Raw genomic sequence first — 21,826 nt, forward strand, 5'->3', positions numbered from 1 at the left:
ACGCTTTCTTTATTTTTGATTTACTTAGAAATCAACTCCATTGTTTAATTCCTCTACTTAAAGAATTGGTGCTATCTAACACTATTCTTTTTCTGTTCCTTAACAAATTCAGAATTTTTCGTCTTGCATTAAGCCTTTTTTGGAAGCTTCTCAAAGGCGTTATCTCCCTCCATTCGATTGGGATATATGATTCTACCACCACAATTACTCCAACGTTATCTTAAATCATTTGAACTATACAATAGCAATGTCCCGCTGCTTAATCAATATGTGATTGGCCGATTAATTGAAACAGGTCATTACGAACGGCAGATCCGCCGGCTAAATTACACTTTTCGTAAACGAATCAAAAGTTTTTCTAGGGAATTGGTGGATATACAGGATAAAATCAAGCTTTCAAGTAATGACAGCGGACAATATTTTTTACTGACCTTCACTCAACCAGTCGAACAAAGCCGGTTGATTGCGTGCGCGTTAAATCATGAGGTCAAGGTTTACTCCACCATGAAATTTTGTCAGGAAAAAGCAAATTGTCCACCAAGCACGTTATTTCTTGGTTTCAGCAAAATTGATTTAGCCGATATTCCGGATTGTGTGTCGCGGCTAAAAAAGCTTGGGCTGAATGACTTTAAGTAAATCCATTTATTCCTTCATAATCGGAATAGTTTCAATTCGATCACTCAATTTGAAAATCCTAAAGGAAGTATTCATTGGCGTTGTCTGCTTTACGCGATTCGTATTCAATGCTTTGCTCTGGCTGAGAGGATCAGGTGTTAATTCTTTTGCAGCTGGTTCACTTTTTTTGTTGCTTTGAGCGTTCTCCACTTTTTGAGAGCTTTTTCCGGCAGGCTTAGTATTTGGCAGAACTTTCTTACTGACAAAAGTTACATGCAGTTCCGGTTGATAAAAATGCTGGTAAACAAAATAGCATCCTAAACTGCTAAATAGCAGCAGGATTGAGATGAACAATGTCCCTCGCCGAATCCTATTTTGTTCTTTTGTTGTTCCATCCATAAGTAGAACCTCCCATTCTCAAAAAGTGAACAAATGATATTATTAATCCGTTTTACGTTATTATAAATGCCATTATAACACAAAAAGTCACGATATAACGAACAAAAATAAACTCATTCGATGATTTACCGAATGAGTTTATAAAGTTTATTCTTTTTCATAAATCATAATGTTATTCGCTAGGAGTTTCCTGATCTCCCCCGCTATCTCCACTGCCTTCGTTGCTGTTATTGTTGGGAAAACTGGTTGGCGCTGTGCCCAAATTACCTAAACTTATTTCAATCGATACTGTTAGATTCAACGGCACATAGTCACTAAAATGGCTCATGCCGACAACGGTCCCCTTTGGTTGATCAGAGTCCACGTGGCGAATGACATAATTGATGTTGGCGCCTTTAGATTGGAATTCGTCGTGGAAGTATTTTTGCAGTCCGCCTTCCACCATCGTTCCCCGCAGATCCTTCATGTAGGGGCGACCTAAGGAATAAAGGACTTTGACCGATAAGTTATCCTTTGTACTTAAGACTTTTCCTGCTTCCTCGCTCTGAGAAACCAATTGTCCATAAGGCAGGTTATCTGTATAAATTCCTTTAGCCTGCACCTGAACCCCTTCCATAGCCGTACTGGCATCTTCCAAGTTATAATCTGCGAAATTTGGAACTACATAGCCTTTCCCTAACGACACCGTGATAGTCATCTTATCTTTTTTTGCAATTTTTTCATCTTTTGCGACACTTTGTTCCATGATAGTATCTGCTGAAATTTCATTTGAAGTCTTCTCTTCAAAAGTCACGTCAATTTCATTATTTTTTGCCCATGATTCCACCTCACTACGAGGTTTTCGTTGGAAATCTGGAACCTTGATATCTTTTTGATAGGTTTGTTTCCCCTTCGAATAATAAACCTTTGCGGCATCTTTTCGTTTATAATTTTCCGATGTCACCTCGGCATTCGCAATTTCAAGCCGAAGCGGCTGTCCCTTTTCGACTGTATCACTGTATTCCTCGATCAAGGAAAGATTGTCTGCCTTTTTCTCCTTGATCCATCTTTCCGCCTGTTGCTTACTCATCGTCATAAAATCCGGCAACGGAATTTTTTCTTCAGGGTCTGCACCCAAACTATTGGTCACATTCAGTACGCCGCCTTTTTTAACTCGAGAGCCGGCTTTTTGTTCTTGTGATAAGATCGTATTGGCCTCTTTGGTCAGATCATAAGTCTGTTTGATCTTTGGTTTCAACTTATTCTCCGTTGCCCATACCTGGACGTCTGTCAGATTCTTCCCGATAAAATATGGGACTTTGACGTGCGTTTGCTGATAATAAAAGATACCTAATACCAAACAGGTTGAGACAATTCCCAAGCTGATCAAACGACGTTTCCATTTTTTTTGCTTATTGTATGATGGATCAACCGCTGCATCTTTTGACACATTATTTCTGCGTTTTACTGGTGATTCAGCTACTTCTTTCTGTTCTCCAGCGGAACCTTCTTTTTTTACTTCCAGTCTTTTTTCCTTGCGAGGCTCTTTTCGAGGATCTTTCTCTTGCTTATGGCGATCATAATTATCCCCATTGAAATTTGATAAGAAATCACTCATACGGCAACAGCTCACCCTGATTTAAATAGAAGGTCTGATCCGACTGCTCCGCAATTTCTCTCGAATGAGTCACTACGATCACGCATTTGTTATGAATCGTAGCCAACTCTTTGAAAATTGTTACGATCTCTTCTTCCATCCCCGCATCCAGATTTCCCGTCGGCTCATCAGCCAGAATGATATCAACATTGGTCGCCAAAGCCCGTGAAATCGCGATTCGCTGCTGTTCCCCACCAGACAGCTGATTGACTAATCGATCAGCCTTTACCTTATTAATCCCAATATAATCCAGGAGATTATAGGCGATTTCAGTTGTATCTTTCGGCATCTCATTATCAGTAATCGACATCTCGACTAAAACATTTTCCAAGCCTGTCAAATAAGGAACTAGATTGTAATTTTGAAAGATGATGCTGACATCGTCTCGTCGAAAACGCTCATACCCGATTTGTTTGATGTCTTCTCCGTTATATAGAACCTGTCCTGAACTAGGTGCATCTAAAGCGCTGATCAACGATAAAAAAGTCGTTTTTCCAGAACCAGATTCTCCTAAGATCGTATAAAATTGCCCTTTTTCAAAGGTCACTGAAGTGTCCTGTAGAATCATACGCTGCCTTCCGCCATCTTGATAGAAATAGCTCAGCTCTTTTGCCTCTAATATTGTCATTGTTTTCTCCTCCTAATTCGGAAGATCCTTTCGTTGAAACTAAAAGGATCTGTATAGTCTGCCGTCTTGCATTTATTCCAGCCCATTAGACTAAAAATGAAACCAAGATTTACATCATGATTTTCTTAGGATTTAACCGCATCACATAAGTCAGCGGTAAAACGGCAGCTAAAAGAATTGTTCCAATGCCCGCAATAAGATACGTCGCGATATACGTCGCAGAAAAGCGAACTTCATAATTATTCAGCACATCTTCATTCGAGAGAGAAGAACCTAAAACAGAACTGCCTCCCATCGAAACAATCTGATTCCCTACATTTTGCGCCGCTTGATCCATCGTATCTCCGGCGATCAGGGATTCAGAGACCATTTTTCCTAAAATATTTCCTGACACTAACGAGATCAACAATGCTGCGAGACTGATCACCAATAATTCAGCAATGACTTGTTTCATGACATTTTTCCGATGTTCGCCTAGAGATAAATAGATGCCCCATTCATGTCGACGATCCTTCATAAAGAGCACAACAACGAGAGAAATAATCAATAATGAAGCAAGTACGGCTAGCAAGACAACATAGCCGGAAATTTTTGATAAACGCTTCACGCTTGCTCCCACTTTGTCAAACTCGTCCGTTGATGCCACTGCCTTATAACCTTCCGGAAGCAATGGCTTGATCTCTGCTTTAAAAGCTGCGACGTCATCCGGTGATTTCAGTGTGAAGCTGGGAGAAACCTCTTCGGCAAGGTCTTCTCTTGATTCCTCTGGTATGTTGTCCGCTTCAATCTTATTGATTTCACGCGCCAAACCATTCGAAACAAACGCCGTATTGTACTGATCCATTTCGGTGATTTGCTGATTCAATGATTCTTGGCCGCTTTGACCATCGCTTTTCTTTTTCTCCAGTTTGATCGGTTCAAAAAGACCAACGATCTTAACTGCATGTTCTGTCGATTCTTGAGAATCTAATGAGCCATCTTCTTTTGGCAGTAAAGTGACCGTATCTAAAACCATTTGATCCCCCACAGATAAACCATTTTCATCCGCGGCCTTCTTGGAGATCAAGGCAACTGGTGTTTTTCCCGCAAGCTCTTCTTTTGTCAACATGCGGCCATCAACTAATTTGACTTTTTTATTCTTGAAATCCAGCGGCTCAGTGCTGTTGCTGCCTTTTAAGGTCATTGTTTTATACGGCGTTGAGACATCGACATTTCCTTGCTGTTTCATTTCATATACTTTGAATTTTTTAACGTTCAAGTAAGCTAAATAGCTATAGTCATAGTCCTTCACATAAGGTGAGGCACCCATTTTTTTGATGGTTGCTTCTTTCAAGCCTTCCAGCTTCATCGATTGGCCTTCTCCGCTTTCATTTTGCTCCAATAATTTATTTAAATCAGGTTCAGCGGAGACCGTTGCACCTAATTGCTGTTTCATTTTTTTCTCAACATTCGTTGTTGACTGCTGAATTGCTATTGCTCCGGCGATCACATTTCCTAAAACGAAAATAACCGCAAATAGGATCAATGATTTTCCTTTGGTTCTAAAAATGCTACTTTTCGCTCGTTTCCAATAATTCATCGTGACATCCTTTCGATTAAAGAACTTGGATGGTTGGAAAGCGCAATCTAGTTAGAGACTCTGTTCCTTGATAAAGAGAAGTTTCCCTCCGTTAAGTCCCCATAATTCATCCGCAAATTTTACCGATTGGGTGGTTTGAGTCGTAAAAATCAGACATTTATTATGTTGTAGACAGTGTTTTCTAAGCTTCTCCATCGCCAAAGAAACCCCACATTCTTTAAAGGCGCTCTCTGGTTCATCAACTAAAATAAGCCCGGCACTTTGTTTTGCCAACAGTTTTGCTAAAGCGACAAGTTGACGCTCCTTTTCCGTTAATTTATTTAGCGGAATGGTCAATTGTCTTTCTGCTAAGCCAACTGACAAAAGTACCTTTTTTAGTTTGTCTAGCTTGATTTTCTCACCAGACAATAAGATCTCCATCTCTAGATTAGCTATTGGCGAGTCTTTTAATAAACGGCTTTCTTGAAATAGACAAGCGATCTCATGTCCGCGATAACTATTCCGGTCGATCGAAGTCAAATCCTGTCCTGCGAAAGTCAGAGAACCGTTAGAACAAGTAATTAATCCAGCGAATAATGCTAAAAGTGTTGTTTTCCCGCTATCTGGAGCACCATAAATCTGATAGCTTTTTCCAGTTTGAAAACTTCCCTGGATCGCGTCCAATGTCTTTATCTCCGATAGCTTGTAATGATAATCGACCTGTGTCAATACCCATTCAGTCATCGCTTTGACACCTCCTGCAATGGATCGTGAACGATTCGTGCTATTCTAAGATTGACCAGCAGCAGTAAGATAGTCAGACAAATGCCAACAAGCAATAAAGCAGTAGCGCGTGACTCAACCTGTTCAACATGGGGCAGAAGCCAATCTACGAAAGGCTCTTGCTCCATTAAATTCTTTTGAAATTTGATCAACCATTCGCCAGTGATCCACTTGCTTAACTGTGTTGAAATGAGAATTCCACTGAAACCGACGCCTAAAATAAGGAGCAAGCTCTCCAGTGAACTGCTAAGCGCTAACGTTTTCCGATCCATTCCCATCAAATGCAGCGTATAAAAATCTTGCCGCTGTTTGAGGCTATGCTGATACACAATCGCGATCAAAACGATACCTAGAATCAATGCGGCGACTAGGCCATTAAGCAATAGATCCAGCGTGTCTTGACTAGACTGAAACAATCCCTGTGACCAGTTTTGACTTATTAACGAGTACTCTTTAAAAGAGTCCATTTTTTTAAAGTCTTTTACAAATTTTTTTATTTCCTTTTTACTGGTCAATTGGAACATCACATTCAAAAAAGGTTGCATGATGTTTCGTTGTAAAACTGTTTCGGTATCCCAGTTGATCAAAATCGTGTTCGGAGAGGATAGCCATTCGACCGTTGAAAATTCAGCGATACCAGCAATTTCAACTGCTTGCTCTTGTCCTTTTGCACCTAATAAAATAGTCTCGTTCACCTTTAAGTTGTTGGCTTCAGCCAATCCTCTACTGATGACACAAGTATTCTTTTTTAACGGTAATTTTCCCTGTAGTTTTTCTTTTTTCGCGGTTAAAAGTGTTTTTAAAGAATCATTATCCAGCATCGTTAGCGACAAATAGTTTTCTTTCAATTGCTCCGTTGAAAGACTCGAATACGCTGTTACGCTACTTTTTCCTTCTTTCGGCTGAACTAAAGTTGATGAAATAATGCCCTGTCCGGTTAATTGACTACGTTTTACATAAGATAAATTTTTTAGTTTTTCATAATCGGTTTGTTGCAATTTGGCTGCTTGTCCTGTTTGATTTAAATCTTGCACACCTTTGACTACAGTTGCCGCTTGTTCGCGATAATCTAAAAAATAGGCATTCGCGATTCGATAAACCTGCAGCATTGAAAAAATCACTAGTAGAATCAATAGAACGAAACCGCCGATCTTCAAATGACTGTAACGATTGCGTTTAAGATTTAGCCAAGCATGTCGGATGATGATCATCGCTTTTCTCTCCTCCTATGAGCGTATCGTAGCAAATGCACTGTTAACTGAATGTTAACCTACACTAGGAAAACTCAAATAAAATGCTGAACCGCGTTTTTCTTCACTTTCTAAATACACAAACCCGCGACATAAATCACAGACATGTGATACTACTGATAGTCCGATCCCATATCCATCTTGCTTAAGTCCGTGCACACGATAGCGATGAGAAAAAATCGCCGGCTGTTTTTCTTTAGGAATTCCAATCCCGTGGTCCTTCACTTGAATGATCACGCTACCTTTTTTATTTGAAATGGTTACCGTTACTAATTTTCCATTCCCATATTTAATCGCGTTATCGACTAAGTTGGAAACAGCACGATAAATCCAGCGGTCACGTCCTTTAATCATGGTCGTTTCTTCATCATTGAAGTCAAAACGTAGGTCAGGGTAATTCTTTTTATAGGCATCGCAAACTTCGGCACAGACTAAAGAAACATCCACAACTTCATCTCCCAGATCGTCCATGTTATTGGACAACGTCAGGATGTCATCGATACTGTCCGTCAAGCGATCTAAAAGAGCTAGGTTTCCTTGATTAGCCTGCTGTCTTTCAATTTCAAGATTTGTTCGTAAAATAGCGATCGCGTTTTTTTGCTCATGGGTCAGGTAGCTATTTAATCTGCGATAATCCTCCAAATGCCCCTCAAATTTGTCCTTTAATTTATTAAAGGCCTCACTAAGCACTTCATCTTTCACGGTGTTTTTCGGCAGCTGGTCGATAAAATTCAGATCATGAGTAATCGCCACTATTTGATTGCTGTATATTTTTCGTAAGACTAGCCAAAGTAAAAAAGTCAGCAACAAAACTGCCGAACAAATCACGAGTACCATCGTCGGCAGATACTTGAACAATTCGTCTTGATAAGCCTTATCCACCATCGAGACATTAAACACTTGGTTATCGCCAACATTCGAAACATCCGTCTGAGTTTCCGTTTTAATCTGGGTATTTGCTTCCATAAAATAGACATCTTCGCCTAATGATGACGCAATACTGACCCCTTCAACATTGCTCCTCAGGAAGAAAAAACTGACCAAGATGACACCCGTTACCAGTAATGAAAACGTCAACATCGTTACTGTCATTTTAAAATTTAGTCGCATAATTGATACCCCTTTGCTCGAATCGTTTTCAAGACTTCTTTCTCCGCGGATTCAGCTAATTTCTTTTTTAACCGTGCTAGATGTACCCGCAGGACCGATGAGAATGGATCAAAATCCTCGTCATAAACATGTTCGGCTATTTCTTCCGAAGAAACGACTGCCGGATGCCGCTGGGCGATACACAGCAATATATCAAACTCTTTAGGTTGCTGAATTGTCAAATTAATTGCAACATTTCTTCTTGAAAGACTTCCCAACAATTTTTCCAGTTCAATGTTTTTTTAGGACGCATATTTATCTTGCGTAATGCTTCCTGTTTCTCCGTAGGGGGTACCTTTGAAAAATCAGTTCCCTTAGGGAAGAATTCTCTAAATAAACCATTCCCATTTTCGTTAGATCCGCGTTGCCATGGGGAGTATGGATCACAAAAATACATAGGTACGTCTAAATCTTTCTCAATTTCTTTCCAGCAAGAAAACTCTTTCCCACGGTCGACCGTAAAGCTTAAAAATGCCTTGTGACTCCCTAGGTCTTGCACAAAAGCTTTAATCGCTTGTGCCATTGACTTCGCGGTACGATCCCTCATTGAGATCGCCCAATAAAAGCGTGTTTTCCGTTCAATAAACGTTGCTTCGCAGGCTTTGCTTTCCCCTCTGCTAGAAACAACTGTGTCCAACTCCCAATGTCCAAATTCTTCTCGAGTTGACACAGAAGCTGGGCGTTCATCAATGGTATGCCCTACAGTCATTTTGCCTCGTGCCTCTTCTTGTTTTTCTTGTCTTCTGCCTTTATGTCTCAGACACTGTTTAGACACATTAAGAATACCGGCATAGAGCCAATTGTAAATGGTTTTGAATGAAACTATTTGACGATCATTCGCAATTTGTTCAGGGGACCAGCTGTCTTCAAGATCACATTCAATCTGATAAGCGAATTCAGAAGTCCATTTGGACTTCGCACCACAGGCACTGCGCTTCATTTCCGCATCTAATTGCGCATTGTCGGCATTATAGATCAAATCTTCGGGTACTCGTTTCAACTCACGATCAATCGTTGTTCGGCTAACACCAATTCTGTCCGCTATTTCTTGAATACTCTTGGCATCATAAATCATCGTCTCTATACATTTTCGATTATCTCGTGTAAGCTTTTTGTGTGAACCCATCAAAATCACTCCTAGTAGTTTGTTATCCTAAACTCATTTTACTAGAAATTTTTGATGGGTTCTTTGTTGCGATTAATATTACAATTCAGCGGTTTTAGAAAAACTTCTTTTTTCTGATAACTGGCCTTACGACAAACAGGATCAACAGTCAAACCACCGATCGAAATCTGCGGCAGCGCACGGCCATGATAACGTCTGATAACAGCGCGTAGCCGAGCTTTCAATTCCAATAGCTCAAAGGGTTTTACCAGATAATCATCTGCACCGAAATCTAATCCCTTGGCCCGTTCTTCGATCTCATCACGTGCGGTAATAATTATGACTGAACTTTCCACGCCTGAATCTCTTAAACTCTGCAAAACATCTAAGCCATCTTTTTTCGGCAGATTCAAATCCAGTAAAATCCCATCATAAGAATTGACAAAAGCCTTCTCTTCTCCAAGCTCGCCGTCGTAAGCCAGATCCACCGAAATATTCTCTTGCTCCAGTCCTTTTTTTACCGATAAGGCCAATTCACGATTGTCCTCGACCACCAATACACGCATCTATTCTCACTCCTAAATTGGATAAAATAATCTTTCTTGTTCTTTTTAGGATAGTACAGGCTATTCATCAAAGTCCATTCCCTTTTTGTGAAGATTTTAAGATTTTTGCCAAAAATATTGAAATTTGAGGCTGTTCATCGTTTTTAAACGATGAACAACAAGGCACATTATTTACTGCTTTGACAAAATAAACATTTTTCATAACAATAAAGAAATAGATAAATGTATTATGATATAATTAATTAAAATAAATAGATTAATCGCGGACACTAATTGATCAAATCCGTTTAGTTAGTATTTTTTTAATTGTCGTTTACTCACAGATACATTGGAGGGATTAAGAATGAAGAAAAAGCATCTATCGCTTGCCATGTTGGTTATGCTGGTTGGACTTTGTTTACTTGGTACTATTGGTTTTAATTCAAAAGCATCGGCGGCTGAATCACCAAGAATCGCAATCAATCGACTCTATAATCCAAACTCAGGTGAACATTTATTTACACCTAGTAATTATGAACGTGATCTTCTTGTCAAATATGGCTGGAAAAGTGAAGGTATTGGCTATTATGGACCGGGATATACAACTGAAAACAAACCGTATCTATATAGAGTCTATAATCCGAATGCAGGAGATCATCACTACACAACCAATTTTGACGAACTACAAAATCTGATCAAGGTCGGCTGGCATGATGATAACATTGGATTCTATGTTGCTGGTACCGAAGGCGAACCTGTTTACCGTTTATATAATCCGAATGCTGTTGGAGCTGGAGCTCACCACTTCACCATGCTAAAAAGCGAACGCGACCATTTGATTAAAGTGGGCTGGAAAGATGAAGGTATCGGATTTAACGCCTATGCTAAATTGCAATAAGTAGCTCCCTATTTGAAACAACGATATTACTACTTCCGACTAAAAAAGCTGAGACAAAATTGTCTCAGCTTTTTTCGAATAAACGGCGCTCCAGAAGCAGCTTCTGTCACAACCTTTTTTTATCATCCCTCTAATTTTGCTATCACATACTCTCCAAAACTTATCGGTTCACGATCAAGTAGCCAAGCCAGCACATTGGTATTGCCATCTAATCCCCAAGTCGTGTAAGAATGCGCCAAATGCTTGAAGCCTTCTCTAAAGAAAAGATCATTCGCGTTGATTTGGTCTAAAAATTCTTCTACATCAATATAAGCGGAGCGTGCATTTCTCCCTGTGATCTGATTGAACATTTTAATTAAATCATTCGGTGAGTAAGCTTCTGTACCCACTAATTCATAGGTGGCTTTATTATGTTTCGTAGGATCATTCAATACCTTGACTACGACTTCACCGACATCTTCGGTCGCAACATAACCGACTTTACTGTCAACATCATAGAAAATTTTATACTCGCCCGTTTCAGCTACCGTCTGCGGATTGAAGTTGTGCATATAATGCATCGGCTGCAAAATCGTATAAGAGCACTGCGTCTCCATGCCTTTATAAATCAAGTATTCCTCCACATCCCGTTTAGCCGTATGCTGCAACAAACTAGTCAAAATTGGATGCATTACTGAGATAAACACAAAATGCTGAATTTTATATTCGATCGCTTTATCCACCATTCGTTGACCGATTAACGCTTCTTGGGCTGAAAATAATGGTGGAATATATACGACGATTGATGCCTCTTTCATTACTGTCTCAATAAAAGATAAATCGGTCAGATCACCGATCATCGCCTTTTTAATTCCAGGCAGATCCTTTACTTTTGGATTGATATCGGTCGCTAAAACATCAAATCCTGCCTCTACCCATGATCCGACCAGTGTTCCCCGCCGCTGATGTTACTAAAATCATTTTCTTCAACTCACTTTCCAAATATTTTGTATCCCCTTACATATCAGTTTATCATTATCTGCTTCATCCTGTAAAAAAAGACCATAAACATTTCTGTTTACAGTCTTTGTAGGTCTACTTTTATGATAATGAAGCTGCAAGAATATCTACGGGTGTAGCCGTCTCTTTCAACACCGCATTGAGCTCATCGATATTTTTTCTTCCTTGCGTATTCATCCACTCGATCGCTGCTTCTTTACCATCCACGATATAACTTTCTACACCGTTCGCCCATGTGGCACGACCGCAAAGTACACCGTTAAAGGTTGACCCTGCATTTTTGGCAAACCGCAACGTTTCTTGGAACAATTCCGCTTTTACTCCGGCGCTCAAAAAGATGAATGGCAAGTCGGTCGCTTCTGACTGTTCTTTGAAGAAACTTGCAGCTTCTGCCTTGCTATGAACAACTTCTCTGGCCGCATAATCTTCCACATAATTCATATTTACTGGGACTTCAACCTTTAAGACATCGACTCCGTAACGCGAATCAGAAAATTCTTTCATCATTTCAATCACTTTGTGGGGTTTTCTACGCGCGTATTCTTTTGAACTTGCATCAGAAATAGTTGCATCATAAGAAACCAATTCTAGGAAAAATGGGAGGTTTTCTGCTTGGCATTCTGAACCAATTCGCTCGATAAAGGCATGCTTCTGATTATTGATTTCTTCTGACTCATCCACATCATAATAAAGCAGGAACTTACAGGCATCTGCTCCCGCCTCTTTTAGACGTTTGACTGACCAGATAGATAATAGATCAGGTAAACGACCAGGAGTAGAGGCGTCATAACCGGTTTTTTCATAAGCTAATAATAATCCGGCGTTTTCAGCTCTGACATCCGCAGCAGGCAATCCATATTCCGGATCTAATAAAATCGATGAAGCATATTTGGTTAATTGAGATGATACAATTTTCTTGAACTCAATGATTTCAGCCTCTTCCGCATTAGTTTCTTTGAACTTCGTAATCATCTTCTTTAACGCCCCGCGTTGATCGATGGCTAACGCTCCGATTACCCCATCTTCATTACACAATCGTTTGATAAATTGAAGCTTTTCTTCATTCATTTTCATATCCTCCTACTAGACTTCCTCGACTTGAACTTGATTAAATAATGTTTGATAGTTGGCCAATTCAACATAGCCTGTTGTTGCCTCTTGTGCGTTTAACATTCCTAAAACATTGCCTTGCTTTAAAACATCCTCATCTGATAAGTTTTTTTCGATAGCGGCAGTTAAACCAGCTACTGTTGCATCACCGGAACCAACAGGATTTACGACCTCGATTTTCGGAATCGTCACACGATAAAATTTGTCATGATGCTTCGCAAAAGCACCATCGCCGCCCATTGAGACAACGACCCATTCGATCTCTGCAAACAGCGGATCAGATAGGGCAACCCTTAATTCTTCTGTATCCGTTGTGACCCTTCGGCCTAATAATCCAGCTAATTCTTCCGTATTCGGTTTGATCAAGTGCGGCTTTACATCCCCTTTAAGTACTTCTTTCAAAGCGTTGCCGGAGCAATCCAAAACGACTGGTTTTTCCTGACACACCTGCAGCATTAGGCTGTAAAAAGTTACTGGTACCCCTTCTGGCAAGCTGCCTGAAAACGAGATAATATCCGCCTTTATCGCTAATTGTTCGAAATGCTTCAGAAAAGACGCCGCTTCTGCTTCAGAAATAACTGGTCCGCTTTCCAGAATTTCGGTTTGCTGTCCCTCGTGCAGCACAGCAATACAGTTCCTCGTTTCACCGCCGATTGGCAGAAAATCATGGAGAATCTTATTCTGGTCCAAATCTTTTTTAATTTCTTCTCCTAAAAACCCACCAATCAAACCGCTAGCGGTCACCTCTGCATTAAATTGCTTTAAAATACGAGTAACGTTTAATCCCTTGCCGCCAGCTGTTTTTTTGACATTTCTCACTCGATTGACGGTGTCCAGTTTAAATTCTTCTAATGGATAAGAGATGTCGATTGAAGGATTCATCGTAATTGTTAGGATCATTGAATCGCCCTCTTAATCGTGGTATTCGCCGCGGTCCCATTTTTCGATAAACTCATCGAAAAAATGCGGATCGGACTGATCAGCGCTGGCTTTTTCAACATGATCAATCTTAGCGATCAATTTTTTATTTTCTTCCGTTTCCTGATACTCCGCTTGGATAAAAGCATCAAGGATATCACAGATCAAGAATTCTCCTGTAATTCGTGCCCCAAACCCGATTACATTGGCGTTTAACTGCTCCTTCGCGTAAATCGCGGTCGTCATATCACGTACCAATGCACTGCGAATACCGGGAACTTTGTTGACTGCATTATTGATCCCAACGCCGGTACCACATAAACAAACACCTAAATCTGCTTCACCATTTGTAACGGCTTCGCCAACTTTTTTTCCATAAATTGGATAATGAGTCCGGGTAAAATCGTAAGTCCCCATGTCTAACACTTCATGTCCTTTTGATTTTAAGAAATCTGATACAGCCATTTTTGTATCTGTGACAATATGGTCACAGCCGATTGCGATTTTCATTTTATTCATCCCTTCTCGTTTTTTCTACGCCATTTTATTTAACATATCGACCCGAACCTGATGACGGCCGCCGTCATAGTTCGCTTGCAAAAACTCTCTAACGATATTCAATGCTAGTTCGTCACCGACGATTTCTGATCCTAAGGTGATCATACGAGAGTTGTTATGCTCTCTTGTCATATAGGCACTACGTTCATCAGAAACTTCCGCCGCCACCATGCCTTTCACTTTCACCGCTGTAATAAAACTGCCGGCACCGTAACCATCGATCGCCACTCCTAAGCTGCCTTCGTTTTCATTTAAATCATTTGCAATCGCCAACGTTGATTCAACAAAATCCTCCGAAGCCGTTTCACTTTTGTCTATTACAGTAAATCCTCTATCAATCAAGTCTTCCTTGATTACTTCCTTTAGCCTCATGCCATCACTGTCTGAACCAATTACTACACGCATTGCTATTTCCTCCTTTTAATCCTGTGTCTATTGAATGATCTTAGTATATTGCTGATAATAACTCTTCAGTTCGACTGAAAGAGTAGAATCCGTAAATAGTACATCAACCTTGCGTAGATCGTAGAAATTGTAGAAATCACTATGATCGAATTTATTGGCATCGGAAACCAAACATTTCTCCGCCGCATTGTCCAACACGATTTTCTGAAGTGTTCCTTCTTCAATGCTGAAGTTAGAAACTTCCGCCCCCTTTAAACCATTGACCCCGATAAAAGCCTTTTTGATCCCAATTTTCTGGACAGCCTCATTAGCGATCGAACCAACAAAAGCCCCCGTTTTATCGCGATAAAGCCCGCCGATCAAGTAAAGTTCAAATCTCTTTGTTTCACTTAATAGATTGAAAACGGGCAAACTATTAGTCACGATCCGCAGTGAGGAAGACTTGATATACCGCGTCATCAATTCGATCGTCGTTCCTGATCCAAGAAAGATCGTGTCATCTTCGTTCGTAATATGGGCAGCCGCATTTTTTGCGATATATTCTTTCTCTTTGGTGTGCAGCTTTTTCTTTTCTTTATGGGAAAGTTCGTTTGCTTCTATAAAGGCAGCTGTTTCTTCACTGTTCATTTTCTGTGCACCACCATGGACTCGTAAAAGTTTCTTGTTCTGAGCAAGCTCCTCCAAATCACGTCGGATGGTCATATCAGAAACATCTAGAACCTCTTGAATAAATTTTACGGTGATCGTCCCATAGCGATCACACATGGCTAAAATTGACTGTTGACGCTCTGTTTTCAGCATATGTTGTCCCTCCACACACATATAATAAAACATTATCAAACATTTATCAACAGCATATGTTTATTTAATTTTGTTTTGTGTTGACAAAAGAAATGTAAGCGATTATACTCAACTTGCAAACAAACACAAACGAACTTAGAAAGGAGCTGTTCTGTTTGAAAAAGCTTTTTTTCAAGGAGACAACCTATGTTTCTAGCAAGGAAACCCAAGAAGAAGTTTTTGAGGAAGTTTATTTAGATCTATTAAACAAACAGTTAGTTACTGAAGATTTTTTGGAGAGTCTTTTAGAGCGTGAGCGAAATTACCCAACTGGCCTGGATCTTTCCCCCGTTTCTGAACTATTACCGGACATCGCAATTCCACATACGGAGAGTGACTTTGTACGGACGACTCGGATCGTTCCAATAAAATTGAACAATGCGATTACGTTCCATAATATGATCTCCCCCAGTGATTCTATTTCTATCCGCTTTTTATTTATGATTTTAAACGAAAACGGCGAAGCACAAGCAGGTATGTTGGCGGATATTATGGATTTCATTAATTCGGTCGATAAACAAGAGTTATGCTCTTTTTTCAAACTAGACGATACTGAAGCCATCTATCAGTTTTTAGAGGAACACTTTACTATGGGAGTCTCTGCATAATCTGCAGATCAAAATAATGAACCAATTAAAGGAGAGAACAATCATGATCAAAATTTTAGCAGCATGTGGCGCTGGAGTTAATTCAAGCCATCAAATCAAAAGTGCCTTAGAAACAGAATTGAACAATCGTGGGTATCAAGTAACCTGCGATGCCGTAATGATCAAAGATATTAATGAAGAAATGCTATCTCACTACGACATTTTCGCTCAAATCGCAAATACAGACTTAGGATTTAATGTGAATATCCCTGTTGTTGATGCGGGTGCAATCCTTTATCGTATTCCCGCGATGGCAGAGCCTGTTTACCAAAGTATGGAAAGCGCTATCCAATCATTAAATAAATAGTCACCAAGAAAGGACAAGCTAATGAGTACATTTATTGATATCGCCAATCAAATTTTTACTCCCCTAATTAATTTAGGGGCGGCACCATTAATGACCATCGTACTAACTGTTATTGCCTTATTTTTTAGAGTGAAACCGACACGCGCCTTAGAAGGCGGAATAAAACTTGGGATCGCCTTAACTGGTATCGGAGCTATTATTGGCATTTTAACCACTGCATTCTCAGACGCTATGACCGCTTTTGTTGAACGTACCGGAATTTCTTTGAACATCACAGATGTAGGCTGGGCTCCTTTAGCGACTATCACTTGGGGCTCTCCATACACACTTTATTTCTTATTGGTAATGGTTATCGTCAATATTATTATGTTAGCCATGAAAAAAACAAACACCCTAGATGTTGATATTTTTGATATTTGGCATTTAGCAATCGTTGGATTATTCGCAATATTCTCTGGAGCGAACTTGTTAATCGCAACAGCGTTGGTTATTTTTATCGGTGTACTTAAAATTTGGAACTCCGATTTGATGAAACCTACATTCAATGACTTATTGAATGCACCTGACAGCAACCCGATGACAACAACGCATATGAACTATATGATGAATCCAATCATCATGGTTTTTGATAAAATATTTGATAAAATCTTCCCTTGGTTGGATAAATACGACTTCGATGCCGCCAAACTAAACAGTAAAATCGGCTTTTGGGGCTCAAAATTTGCAATTGGAATTTATTTGGGGATTTTTGTTGGGTTATTAGCTGGTCAAACACCAACACAAATCTTTTCATTAGCCTTTACTGCGGCCGTCTGTTTGGAATTGTTCTCTTTGATTGGGGCATGGTTTATCGCAGCTGTGGAGCCTTTATCACAAGGAATCACTGACTTTGCTAACAAACGTTTAAAAGGTCGTACCATCAATATTGGTTTAGACTGGCCTTTCTTAGCCGGTCGCGCTGAAATTTGGGCTGCCGCGAATGTTTTAGCACCCATCATGTTATTAGAGGCAATCATTTTACCTGGAAATAAGTTATTGCCATTAGGTGGGATTATCGCCATGGGAGTGACGCCTGCATTGCTTGTCGTTACTCGCGGAAAATTGATCCGCATGATCGTTATCGGAGCCATTGAGCTGCCACTATTCTTGTGGTCAGGTACTTTGATCGCACCATTCGTTACACAAACGGCCAAAGCTGTTGGTGCTTTCCCTTCAGGATTAAGTGAATCTGCACTAATCTCTCATACAACAATGGAAGGTCCGATCGAAAAATTCCTAGGTTATTTAGTTGGTAATGCCTCACAGGGTCAAATCGAATTCGTAATCTACGCCGCTCTGGCTCTGGCAGCTTACCTACTAATCTTCATCTGGTATGCACGTCAAATGAAGAAACGCAACGCTACTTACGCAGTTGAAAAAGAGAAAAAAACTGCGACTTCAACCACCAAAGGCAATGTTGCCTACGCGGCTGAAGTAAAATAGCCTAGTTCAGCCAAACAAAATAAGCCGTCCAATTCTTGTAAAAGATTTGGACGGTTTATTTTTATACAAATGTCTTCTATCGTCTATAAATCGGCTTTTCCCCACAACAAATAGCCCTTCATACTTAGGAAATTCTTTTACAAAATGACGCCCTCAGGTCCGCGTAAATAGCCTATTTCCGTTTGTTTTTTCGCTTATTCTTTTCATTCTTTTTTCTGGATGCTCTCTTCCCTTCGGGTATCTGCCTCAACAATCCTTCTCGGCGCTCCCGCTCCAGTTGCCCCGCGCTTTTTGGCTTTTTATATTCTTTAAAACTGGGATTTCCGGTTGTGGAAAGAGCCATTGGTCTTGGTTCAGAGGCCTTTTTAGTTGGTGCTTTTGGTGCTTCTTTTATTGCAGAAACAGTGCCTTCGCTGACTGGTTCCGCTGCTTGTGGTGTTACGACGGAACTTTCAGTACACTCCTTTTCCTTTGGAGCTTCAGATTTAAACGCATTCATTCGTGTATCGGTCAGAGCCATCCCTTCTGGTAATAACAATTTCACTAATTTCAGTTTTTCATCTTCCGTCATCGTACCGAAGTCAACGCTGGATACCACGTCGGTTCTTGGTTGAACTGGTTTGCGTGGTTCGGTCTCCTCCACGATCTCGCCTTTTTTGACTTTGGGATGGCGGGTGCAGTTTTGGATATCAGAGTTTTCTAGTTTAACAAAGCGGCGAATGCCGTCCTTCTCGAAGATCGTTAAGGAACTCATCAGCTCTAAAACCGCGTCGATTTTCATTCCTGACGAATGAAGATCCGCATCCCGCAAGCTCCAGGTGTGAATTTTCCCTACCGCATCCTCAAAGGTTGACAATAGCTTATATTGCTGGCCGTCGGTTTCTTCTACTGGCGTTGTTTCGGTGAATAAATACTTCTTGCAATCACTCAAACGATTATTGAAGCGGTGGTATTCGTTTTTATTCTTATATAAACGACGAAAAACCTGTTCCCATTCTTTTCCACTTGGGAAAGAATCACGGAACAAGGGACAAAGTTTGCGCAGCACATCTGACGGCTCCGCAAAAAGGAAAATTTCTCGCACTAATTCATTGCAAAAATCAGAGAAATCACTGATGCATAACGAGTGCCGGATCAGCACTGCCACAATATATTGGATAACAGAATCCGCATCTGGCGAATCTGCGTATACCTTTGAAATTCGACGTTCTAGATTTTCTTTTCCCATAGTAAATAGAGTGATTTGTGACACTGGTTTTGTTGGCATAAGTGTTCTCTCCTTTTAATTTATGAATTCTTATCTTCCTTCGATTATTATCTTCGCTTCTTTATTATATAACAATGACAGCGTTTCGAATTGGTCAAGCTTTTTAATTTTTTTAAAGGATTTGAATTCTTTTTATAGGCTTCTATCAATAATAATGTACGCAAAAAAAGTCTCTTAGATCTCAACAAAGAGTTCTAAGAGACTTTTCATATCATTTTTAAACAATATACTTTTCTTCTTTCTCAATCTTTTCGTAATGTTTCTGTTCATCCTTATCTGTAATCACAGCAGTAATATCCTGCAAATTGTAATAGACAGAAAAATCTTTTTTTCCAATCTTTGAATGATCAATTAATAAGAAACGCTCAACAGAATTATTTAAAGCAATTTGCTGGGTTTGACCTTCTTCAAAAGTCGAAGTCATGATTTTTTGTTCATTAAGCGCATTACAACTGAAAAATGCCTTATGAAAATTCATATCATTCAATGATTTATTAGTGATCTCACCAACAAAACATTGCGTAGTTTCCCGCATTTCCCCACCTAATAAATAAATTTTCCGATTTCCTCTATGTTTATTCAATTCCTCAAAGACTGGTAAACAATTCGTCACGATTCGTAGCGACTCCACTCTAATAATTTTTGAGAGTAATTCGATCGTTGTCCCAGGTCCTAGAAAAATCGTATCTCCTTCGTTGATCAATTCATTGGCCTTTTCTACGATTCGTTGTTTTTCATCTTGAAGCATGATCTGCTTTTCCGTATGTGAAAGCTCAACATGACGATAAAAATCCTTTAATTTCGCACCGCCGTGTACCCGCTCTAATAGGCCTTGCTTTTCTAACTCATCCAAATCACGCCGTACTGTCATATCAGAAACCGATAATTTGTCCATAATATCACTGACTCGCACCGTTCCGTTAACCTCTAGCAACGACATGATCGCTTGAAATCGATCTGTTTTCAACATTTCAACGCCTCTTTTCTTTTCTAGACTATCAAATTCTTAAGGAAAGCGCTAGAGTCAGTTCGCTTGTATAAAGCTATAGAATCATTTTTCCATAAAAAAATGAATTTGCTAGTCTTATTTTTCTACAGTATCCAATACCTCTAACAGCTCTTTTGAAAATATAGCTGGCTTATCCATAAATGGACTATGTCCTGCTTTTTCAATCGAAATAAACTTTTTTTGCGGTGCAGAGATATCATTAAAATAATCCAAAGCCATACTGAATGGGGTTATCCAATCACAATCACCAGCAACTATGAACGTAGGAATCTCATAGTCCATACTAAAATCGTACATTGATAAATTCTTTTCTGACAAGAGTTCCTTATACAATTCAGTATTAGATTCAATCAATTGCTTAAAATTGAACAGCCACTTTAAATCATTAGATGTCATATATGGCGATGAAAAAATATTCCACATCGTATGCCTCATAGACAACTCCTCTCCATTCGGAAGATACTTCCCTTTAAGTTGTCGAAATTTCAAAAAGTCTGCCGCACATTTTCTATCGATTCTCCGATAAGATAATATTCCTTCAAGTTGTTCTTCTATCTTTGCTGCATCTTTGTTTCTGCTAATTTGTTTAGCGAAACGAATAGCCTCTTCCGCTGACACTTTTTCAGATTGCTTAAAATCCAGCATTTGGCTTACTCCGACATAAGCGGATACTTTTTCAGGATGTTTTCCTGCATAAATCCCTCCAAGAAATGTTCCCCAAGAGTGCCCTAGAATAATAATCTTCTCTTTATTATAGGTTAAACGAAGATGATCCACCAATTCGTCTACATCTGATAACAATACATCGACTGTTGGCTTAGCCCCTTCCCTATTACAATAAAACGTATTCCCGCAACCTCGTTGATCCCAATGAACGATCGTATAGTCTTGCTCAAAAGCACTCTGCCAATCATAAGAATAATACGACATATTACTGCCCGGACCACCATGGAGTACCAAAACAATCGGATTAGCTGCGTCTTCCCCACGAATTTGAATATATTGCTTTATCCCGCCTAAAGTAACGTATTCTGTTTTTTGAACACCTGTTTTCGTGTAAATTTTGTACTTCTTGGCATTGATTGATCTTCCGATAACTATTATTAATGTAAGAAGTAGGATCAATCCCAAAACCATTGTCAAAATAATCTTCATTTGTTGTCCTCATTTTTCTGTTTGTCTAACGCCTCTAATATTTCGTCAACGAACCGCTGCTGCTGTTGAATAATGGTGAACATATTAGCGATCGTGATTCTTGATATAACGGAAATATCTTGGTCCTTATTGCCTTTGTCCCCTTGCTCAAGCGATTGATATTCCTGATCAAGTAATTCCTTTTGTTTTTTTAAGGCTTGCCGTGCTTCTTCAGGCGAAATTTTATCAAGAAGAGATAGCCCACTATACAAAGTTGTAGGATAAATGATCGATGATTTGCTTAACGCTTCAACAACAAGCAACTGCAAGTATTCCTTCCCATAATCAGTAATTCTATAGACTGACTTTTGACGATGCCCAGTCTTTTCAACACTAGCTAATTCAATATATTTTTCCTGTTCCAACTTTTTTAAGGCATGATAGATCGAACCTACCAGAACGCCGCCCCATCGTTCAGCATCTGCATGACTTATTTTTTGTTGAATGTCATACCCAGACAGCTCTCTTTCATCCAGCAAACCTAGTACAAGTAATTTTATCATTTCAGATCCTCTCTTCCCATT

At 39.7% G+C, this 21,826-nt stretch carries 24 protein-coding genes and 1 pseudogene; 5 read left to right on the forward strand and 20 right to left on the reverse strand.

Features of this window, described 5'->3' with window-relative positions:
* Nucleotides 1–186: 186 nt before the first annotated feature.
* Complete coding sequence (locus IGI38_RS12255) at nucleotides 187–636, forward strand: hypothetical protein (RefSeq protein WP_438730700.1); 450 nt, start codon at nucleotides 187–189, stop codon at nucleotides 634–636.
* Between the two features lie 6 nt (nucleotides 637–642).
* Here IGI38_RS12255 and IGI38_RS12260 read toward each other — a convergent pair whose 3' ends face one another.
* The 10 genes and pseudogenes from IGI38_RS12260 to IGI38_RS12305 all read right to left on the reverse strand — a co-directional run bounded on the left by IGI38_RS12260 (nucleotide 643) and on the right by IGI38_RS12305 (nucleotide 9,689).
* On the reverse strand, nucleotides 643–1,014 hold the full coding sequence (locus IGI38_RS12260; protein ID WP_438730703.1) for a hypothetical protein: 372 nt from the start codon (nucleotides 1,012–1,014) through the stop codon (nucleotides 643–645).
* A gap of 172 nt (nucleotides 1,015–1,186) precedes the next feature.
* Complete coding sequence (locus tag IGI38_RS12265; protein ID WP_438730705.1) at nucleotides 1,187–2,611, reverse strand: PASTA domain-containing protein; 1,425 nt, start codon at nucleotides 2,609–2,611, stop codon at nucleotides 1,187–1,189.
* Complete coding sequence (locus tag IGI38_RS12270; protein WP_438730708.1) at nucleotides 2,604–3,278, reverse strand: ABC transporter ATP-binding protein; 675 nt, start codon at nucleotides 3,276–3,278, stop codon at nucleotides 2,604–2,606. Before IGI38_RS12270 ends, IGI38_RS12265 begins: the two co-directional genes overlap by 8 nt.
* Nucleotides 3,279–3,387: 109 nt before the next feature.
* Complete coding sequence (locus tag IGI38_RS12275; protein ID WP_438730711.1) at nucleotides 3,388–4,857, reverse strand: ABC transporter permease; 1,470 nt, start codon at nucleotides 4,855–4,857, stop codon at nucleotides 3,388–3,390.
* A gap of 51 nt (nucleotides 4,858–4,908) precedes the next feature.
* Nucleotides 4,909–5,580 carry an ATP-binding cassette domain-containing protein gene (locus IGI38_RS12280; RefSeq protein ID WP_438730715.1) on the reverse strand — a complete coding sequence of 224 codons (672 nt, stop codon included), beginning with the start codon at nucleotides 5,578–5,580 and terminating at the stop codon, nucleotides 4,909–4,911.
* Entirely contained in the window at nucleotides 5,577–6,830 is a 1,254-nt protein-coding gene (locus IGI38_RS12285; protein WP_438730718.1) for an FtsX-like permease family protein, read from the reverse strand. Before IGI38_RS12285 ends, IGI38_RS12280 begins: the two co-directional genes overlap by 4 nt.
* A 54-nt stretch (nucleotides 6,831–6,884) precedes the next feature.
* On the reverse strand, nucleotides 6,885–7,979 hold the full coding sequence (locus IGI38_RS12290; RefSeq protein WP_438730721.1) for a sensor histidine kinase: 1,095 nt from the start codon (nucleotides 7,977–7,979) through the stop codon (nucleotides 6,885–6,887).
* Nucleotides 7,970–8,188 (reverse strand): annotated as a pseudogene (locus IGI38_RS12295) (winged helix-turn-helix domain-containing protein); the annotation flags it as partial. The gene IGI38_RS12290 and the pseudogene IGI38_RS12295, both read right to left, overlap by 10 nt.
* A gap of 8 nt (nucleotides 8,189–8,196) precedes the next feature.
* Nucleotides 8,197–9,144, reverse strand: coding sequence for an IS30 family transposase (locus IGI38_RS12300; protein ID WP_438725454.1), 948 nt, complete (start codon nucleotides 9,142–9,144; stop codon nucleotides 8,197–8,199).
* A gap of 41 nt (nucleotides 9,145–9,185) precedes the next feature.
* Nucleotides 9,186–9,689: a response regulator gene (locus IGI38_RS12305; protein ID WP_438730724.1), complete on the reverse strand. Its 504-nt coding sequence runs from the start codon at nucleotides 9,687–9,689 to the stop codon at nucleotides 9,186–9,188.
* A gap of 343 nt (nucleotides 9,690–10,032) precedes the next feature.
* Between IGI38_RS12305 and IGI38_RS12310 the strand changes: the two genes are divergently transcribed.
* Entirely contained in the window at nucleotides 10,033–10,566 is a 534-nt protein-coding gene (locus tag IGI38_RS12310; RefSeq protein WP_438730727.1) for a hypothetical protein, read from the forward strand.
* Nucleotides 10,567–10,688: 122 nt separating this feature from the next.
* Here the strand turns inward: IGI38_RS12310 and IGI38_RS12315 are convergent, their stop codons facing one another.
* The 6 genes from IGI38_RS12315 to IGI38_RS12340 form a co-directional block, all read right to left on the reverse strand.
* Entirely contained in the window at nucleotides 10,689–11,405 is a 717-nt protein-coding gene (locus IGI38_RS12315) for an NmrA family NAD(P)-binding protein (RefSeq protein ID WP_438730730.1), read from the reverse strand.
* Nucleotides 11,406–11,646: 241 nt separating this feature from the next.
* On the reverse strand, nucleotides 11,647–12,633 hold the full coding sequence (gene lacD / locus IGI38_RS12320; RefSeq protein ID WP_438730733.1) for a tagatose-bisphosphate aldolase: 987 nt from the start codon (nucleotides 12,631–12,633) through the stop codon (nucleotides 11,647–11,649).
* Nucleotides 12,634–12,648: 15 nt separating this feature from the next.
* The gene (lacC, locus tag IGI38_RS12325) at nucleotides 12,649–13,575 is read right to left on the reverse strand and encodes a tagatose-6-phosphate kinase (protein ID WP_438730736.1); all 927 of its coding nucleotides are present in this window, start codon (nucleotides 13,573–13,575) and stop codon (nucleotides 12,649–12,651) included.
* A gap of 12 nt (nucleotides 13,576–13,587) precedes the next feature.
* On the reverse strand, nucleotides 13,588–14,103 hold the full coding sequence (gene lacB, locus IGI38_RS12330; RefSeq protein WP_438733369.1) for a galactose-6-phosphate isomerase subunit LacB: 516 nt from the start codon (nucleotides 14,101–14,103) through the stop codon (nucleotides 13,588–13,590).
* A gap of 24 nt (nucleotides 14,104–14,127) precedes the next feature.
* On the reverse strand, nucleotides 14,128–14,556 hold the full coding sequence (gene lacA, locus IGI38_RS12335) for a galactose-6-phosphate isomerase subunit LacA (protein WP_438730739.1): 429 nt from the start codon (nucleotides 14,554–14,556) through the stop codon (nucleotides 14,128–14,130).
* Between the two features lie 27 nt (nucleotides 14,557–14,583).
* Nucleotides 14,584–15,357, reverse strand: coding sequence for a DeoR/GlpR family DNA-binding transcription regulator (locus IGI38_RS12340; protein ID WP_438730742.1), 774 nt, complete (start codon nucleotides 15,355–15,357; stop codon nucleotides 14,584–14,586).
* Nucleotides 15,358–15,512: 155 nt separating this feature from the next.
* Between IGI38_RS12340 and IGI38_RS12345 the strand changes: the two genes are divergently transcribed.
* The 3 genes from IGI38_RS12345 to IGI38_RS12355 are packed head-to-tail and all read left to right on the forward strand — an operon-like array spanning nucleotide 15,513 to nucleotide 17,832.
* Nucleotides 15,513–16,004 carry a PTS sugar transporter subunit IIA gene (locus IGI38_RS12345; protein ID WP_438730745.1) on the forward strand — a complete coding sequence of 164 codons (492 nt, stop codon included), beginning with the start codon at nucleotides 15,513–15,515 and terminating at the stop codon, nucleotides 16,002–16,004.
* Nucleotides 16,005–16,047: 43 nt separating this feature from the next.
* A complete protein-coding gene (locus tag IGI38_RS12350) occupies nucleotides 16,048–16,350 on the forward strand; it encodes a PTS sugar transporter subunit IIB (RefSeq protein WP_010743375.1) in 303 nt (100 codons plus the stop codon).
* A gap of 21 nt (nucleotides 16,351–16,371) precedes the next feature.
* Nucleotides 16,372–17,832 (forward strand): PTS galactitol transporter subunit IIC, encoded by a 1,461-nt coding sequence (locus IGI38_RS12355; protein WP_438730748.1) that lies wholly within the window; start codon nucleotides 16,372–16,374, stop codon nucleotides 17,830–17,832.
* A gap of 172 nt (nucleotides 17,833–18,004) precedes the next feature.
* On the opposite strand, the gene IGI38_RS12360 is transcribed toward IGI38_RS12355, so the two are convergent.
* The 4 genes from IGI38_RS12360 to IGI38_RS12375 all read right to left on the reverse strand — a co-directional run bounded on the left by IGI38_RS12360 (nucleotide 18,005) and on the right by IGI38_RS12375 (nucleotide 21,805).
* Nucleotides 18,005–19,099: a glycosyltransferase family 1 protein gene (locus IGI38_RS12360; RefSeq protein WP_438730751.1), complete on the reverse strand. Its 1,095-nt coding sequence runs from the start codon at nucleotides 19,097–19,099 to the stop codon at nucleotides 18,005–18,007.
* Between the two features lie 217 nt (nucleotides 19,100–19,316).
* A complete protein-coding gene (locus tag IGI38_RS12365) occupies nucleotides 19,317–20,069 on the reverse strand; it encodes a DeoR/GlpR family DNA-binding transcription regulator (protein ID WP_438730753.1) in 753 nt (250 codons plus the stop codon).
* Nucleotides 20,070–20,183: 114 nt separating this feature from the next.
* The gene (locus IGI38_RS12370; protein ID WP_438730756.1) at nucleotides 20,184–21,263 is read right to left on the reverse strand and encodes an alpha/beta hydrolase; all 1,080 of its coding nucleotides are present in this window, start codon (nucleotides 21,261–21,263) and stop codon (nucleotides 20,184–20,186) included.
* Nucleotides 21,260–21,805: a PadR family transcriptional regulator gene (locus tag IGI38_RS12375; protein WP_438730759.1), complete on the reverse strand. Its 546-nt coding sequence runs from the start codon at nucleotides 21,803–21,805 to the stop codon at nucleotides 21,260–21,262. Before IGI38_RS12375 ends, IGI38_RS12370 begins: the two co-directional genes overlap by 4 nt.
* Nucleotides 21,806–21,826: the final 21 nt, after the last annotated feature.

Origin of the sequence: Enterococcus sp. AZ128, from assembly GCF_051714485.1 — a bacterium.
In the GTDB taxonomy this organism is placed as follows: domain Bacteria; phylum Bacillota; class Bacilli; order Lactobacillales; family Enterococcaceae; genus Enterococcus_A.

Bases quoted from the DNA above. Each gene is read 5' to 3' on its own strand.
- lacD (WP_438730733.1), bottom strand. From the start codon at position 12,633: ATGAATGAAGAAAAGCTTCAATTTATCAAACGATTGTGTAATGAAGAT.
- IGI38_RS12275 (WP_438730711.1), bottom strand. From the start codon at position 4,857: ATGAATTATTGGAAACGAGCGAAAAGTAGCATTTTTAGAACCAAAGGA.
- IGI38_RS12355 (WP_438730748.1), top strand. From the start codon at position 16,372: ATGAGTACATTTATTGATATCGCCAATCAAATTTTTACTCCCCTAATT.
- lacC (WP_438730736.1), bottom strand. From the start codon at position 13,575: ATGATCCTAACAATTACGATGAATCCTTCAATCGACATCTCTTATCCA.
- IGI38_RS12265 (WP_438730705.1), bottom strand. From the start codon at position 2,611: ATGAGTGATTTCTTATCAAATTTCAATGGGGATAATTATGATCGCCAT.
- IGI38_RS12375 (WP_438730759.1), bottom strand. From the start codon at position 21,805: ATGATAAAATTACTTGTACTAGGTTTGCTGGATGAAAGAGAGCTGTCT.
- IGI38_RS12270 (WP_438730708.1), bottom strand. From the start codon at position 3,278: ATGACAATATTAGAGGCAAAAGAGCTGAGCTATTTCTATCAAGATGGC.
- IGI38_RS12255 (WP_438730700.1), top strand. From the start codon at position 187: ATGATTCTACCACCACAATTACTCCAACGTTATCTTAAATCATTTGAA.
- IGI38_RS12315 (WP_438730730.1), bottom strand. From the start codon at position 11,405: ATGATCGGTGATCTGACCGATTTATCTTTTATTGAGACAGTAATGAAA.
- IGI38_RS12370 (WP_438730756.1), bottom strand. From the start codon at position 21,263: ATGAAGATTATTTTGACAATGGTTTTGGGATTGATCCTACTTCTTACA.
- lacA (WP_438730739.1), bottom strand. From the start codon at position 14,556: ATGCGTGTAGTAATTGGTTCAGACAGTGATGGCATGAGGCTAAAGGAA.
- IGI38_RS12340 (WP_438730742.1), bottom strand. From the start codon at position 15,357: ATGCTGAAAACAGAGCGTCAACAGTCAATTTTAGCCATGTGTGATCGC.
- IGI38_RS12305 (WP_438730724.1), bottom strand. From the start codon at position 9,689: ATGCGTGTATTGGTGGTCGAGGACAATCGTGAATTGGCCTTATCGGTA.
- IGI38_RS12280 (WP_438730715.1), bottom strand. From the start codon at position 5,580: ATGACTGAATGGGTATTGACACAGGTCGATTATCATTACAAGCTATCG.
- IGI38_RS12350 (WP_010743375.1), top strand. From the start codon at position 16,048: ATGATCAAAATTTTAGCAGCATGTGGCGCTGGAGTTAATTCAAGCCAT.
- IGI38_RS12300 (WP_438725454.1), bottom strand. From the start codon at position 9,144: ATGGGTTCACACAAAAAGCTTACACGAGATAATCGAAAATGTATAGAG.
- IGI38_RS12310 (WP_438730727.1), top strand. From the start codon at position 10,033: ATGAAGAAAAAGCATCTATCGCTTGCCATGTTGGTTATGCTGGTTGGA.
- IGI38_RS12260 (WP_438730703.1), bottom strand. From the start codon at position 1,014: ATGGATGGAACAACAAAAGAACAAAATAGGATTCGGCGAGGGACATTG.
- IGI38_RS12365 (WP_438730753.1), bottom strand. From the start codon at position 20,069: ATGTTGAAAACAGATCGATTTCAAGCGATCATGTCGTTGCTAGAGGTT.
- IGI38_RS12360 (WP_438730751.1), bottom strand. From the start codon at position 19,099: ATGCCAACAAAACCAGTGTCACAAATCACTCTATTTACTATGGGAAAA.
- lacB (WP_438733369.1), bottom strand. From the start codon at position 14,103: ATGAAAATCGCAATCGGCTGTGACCATATTGTCACAGATACAAAAATG.
- IGI38_RS12290 (WP_438730721.1), bottom strand. From the start codon at position 7,979: ATGCGACTAAATTTTAAAATGACAGTAACGATGTTGACGTTTTCATTA.
- IGI38_RS12285 (WP_438730718.1), bottom strand. From the start codon at position 6,830: ATGATCATCATCCGACATGCTTGGCTAAATCTTAAACGCAATCGTTAC.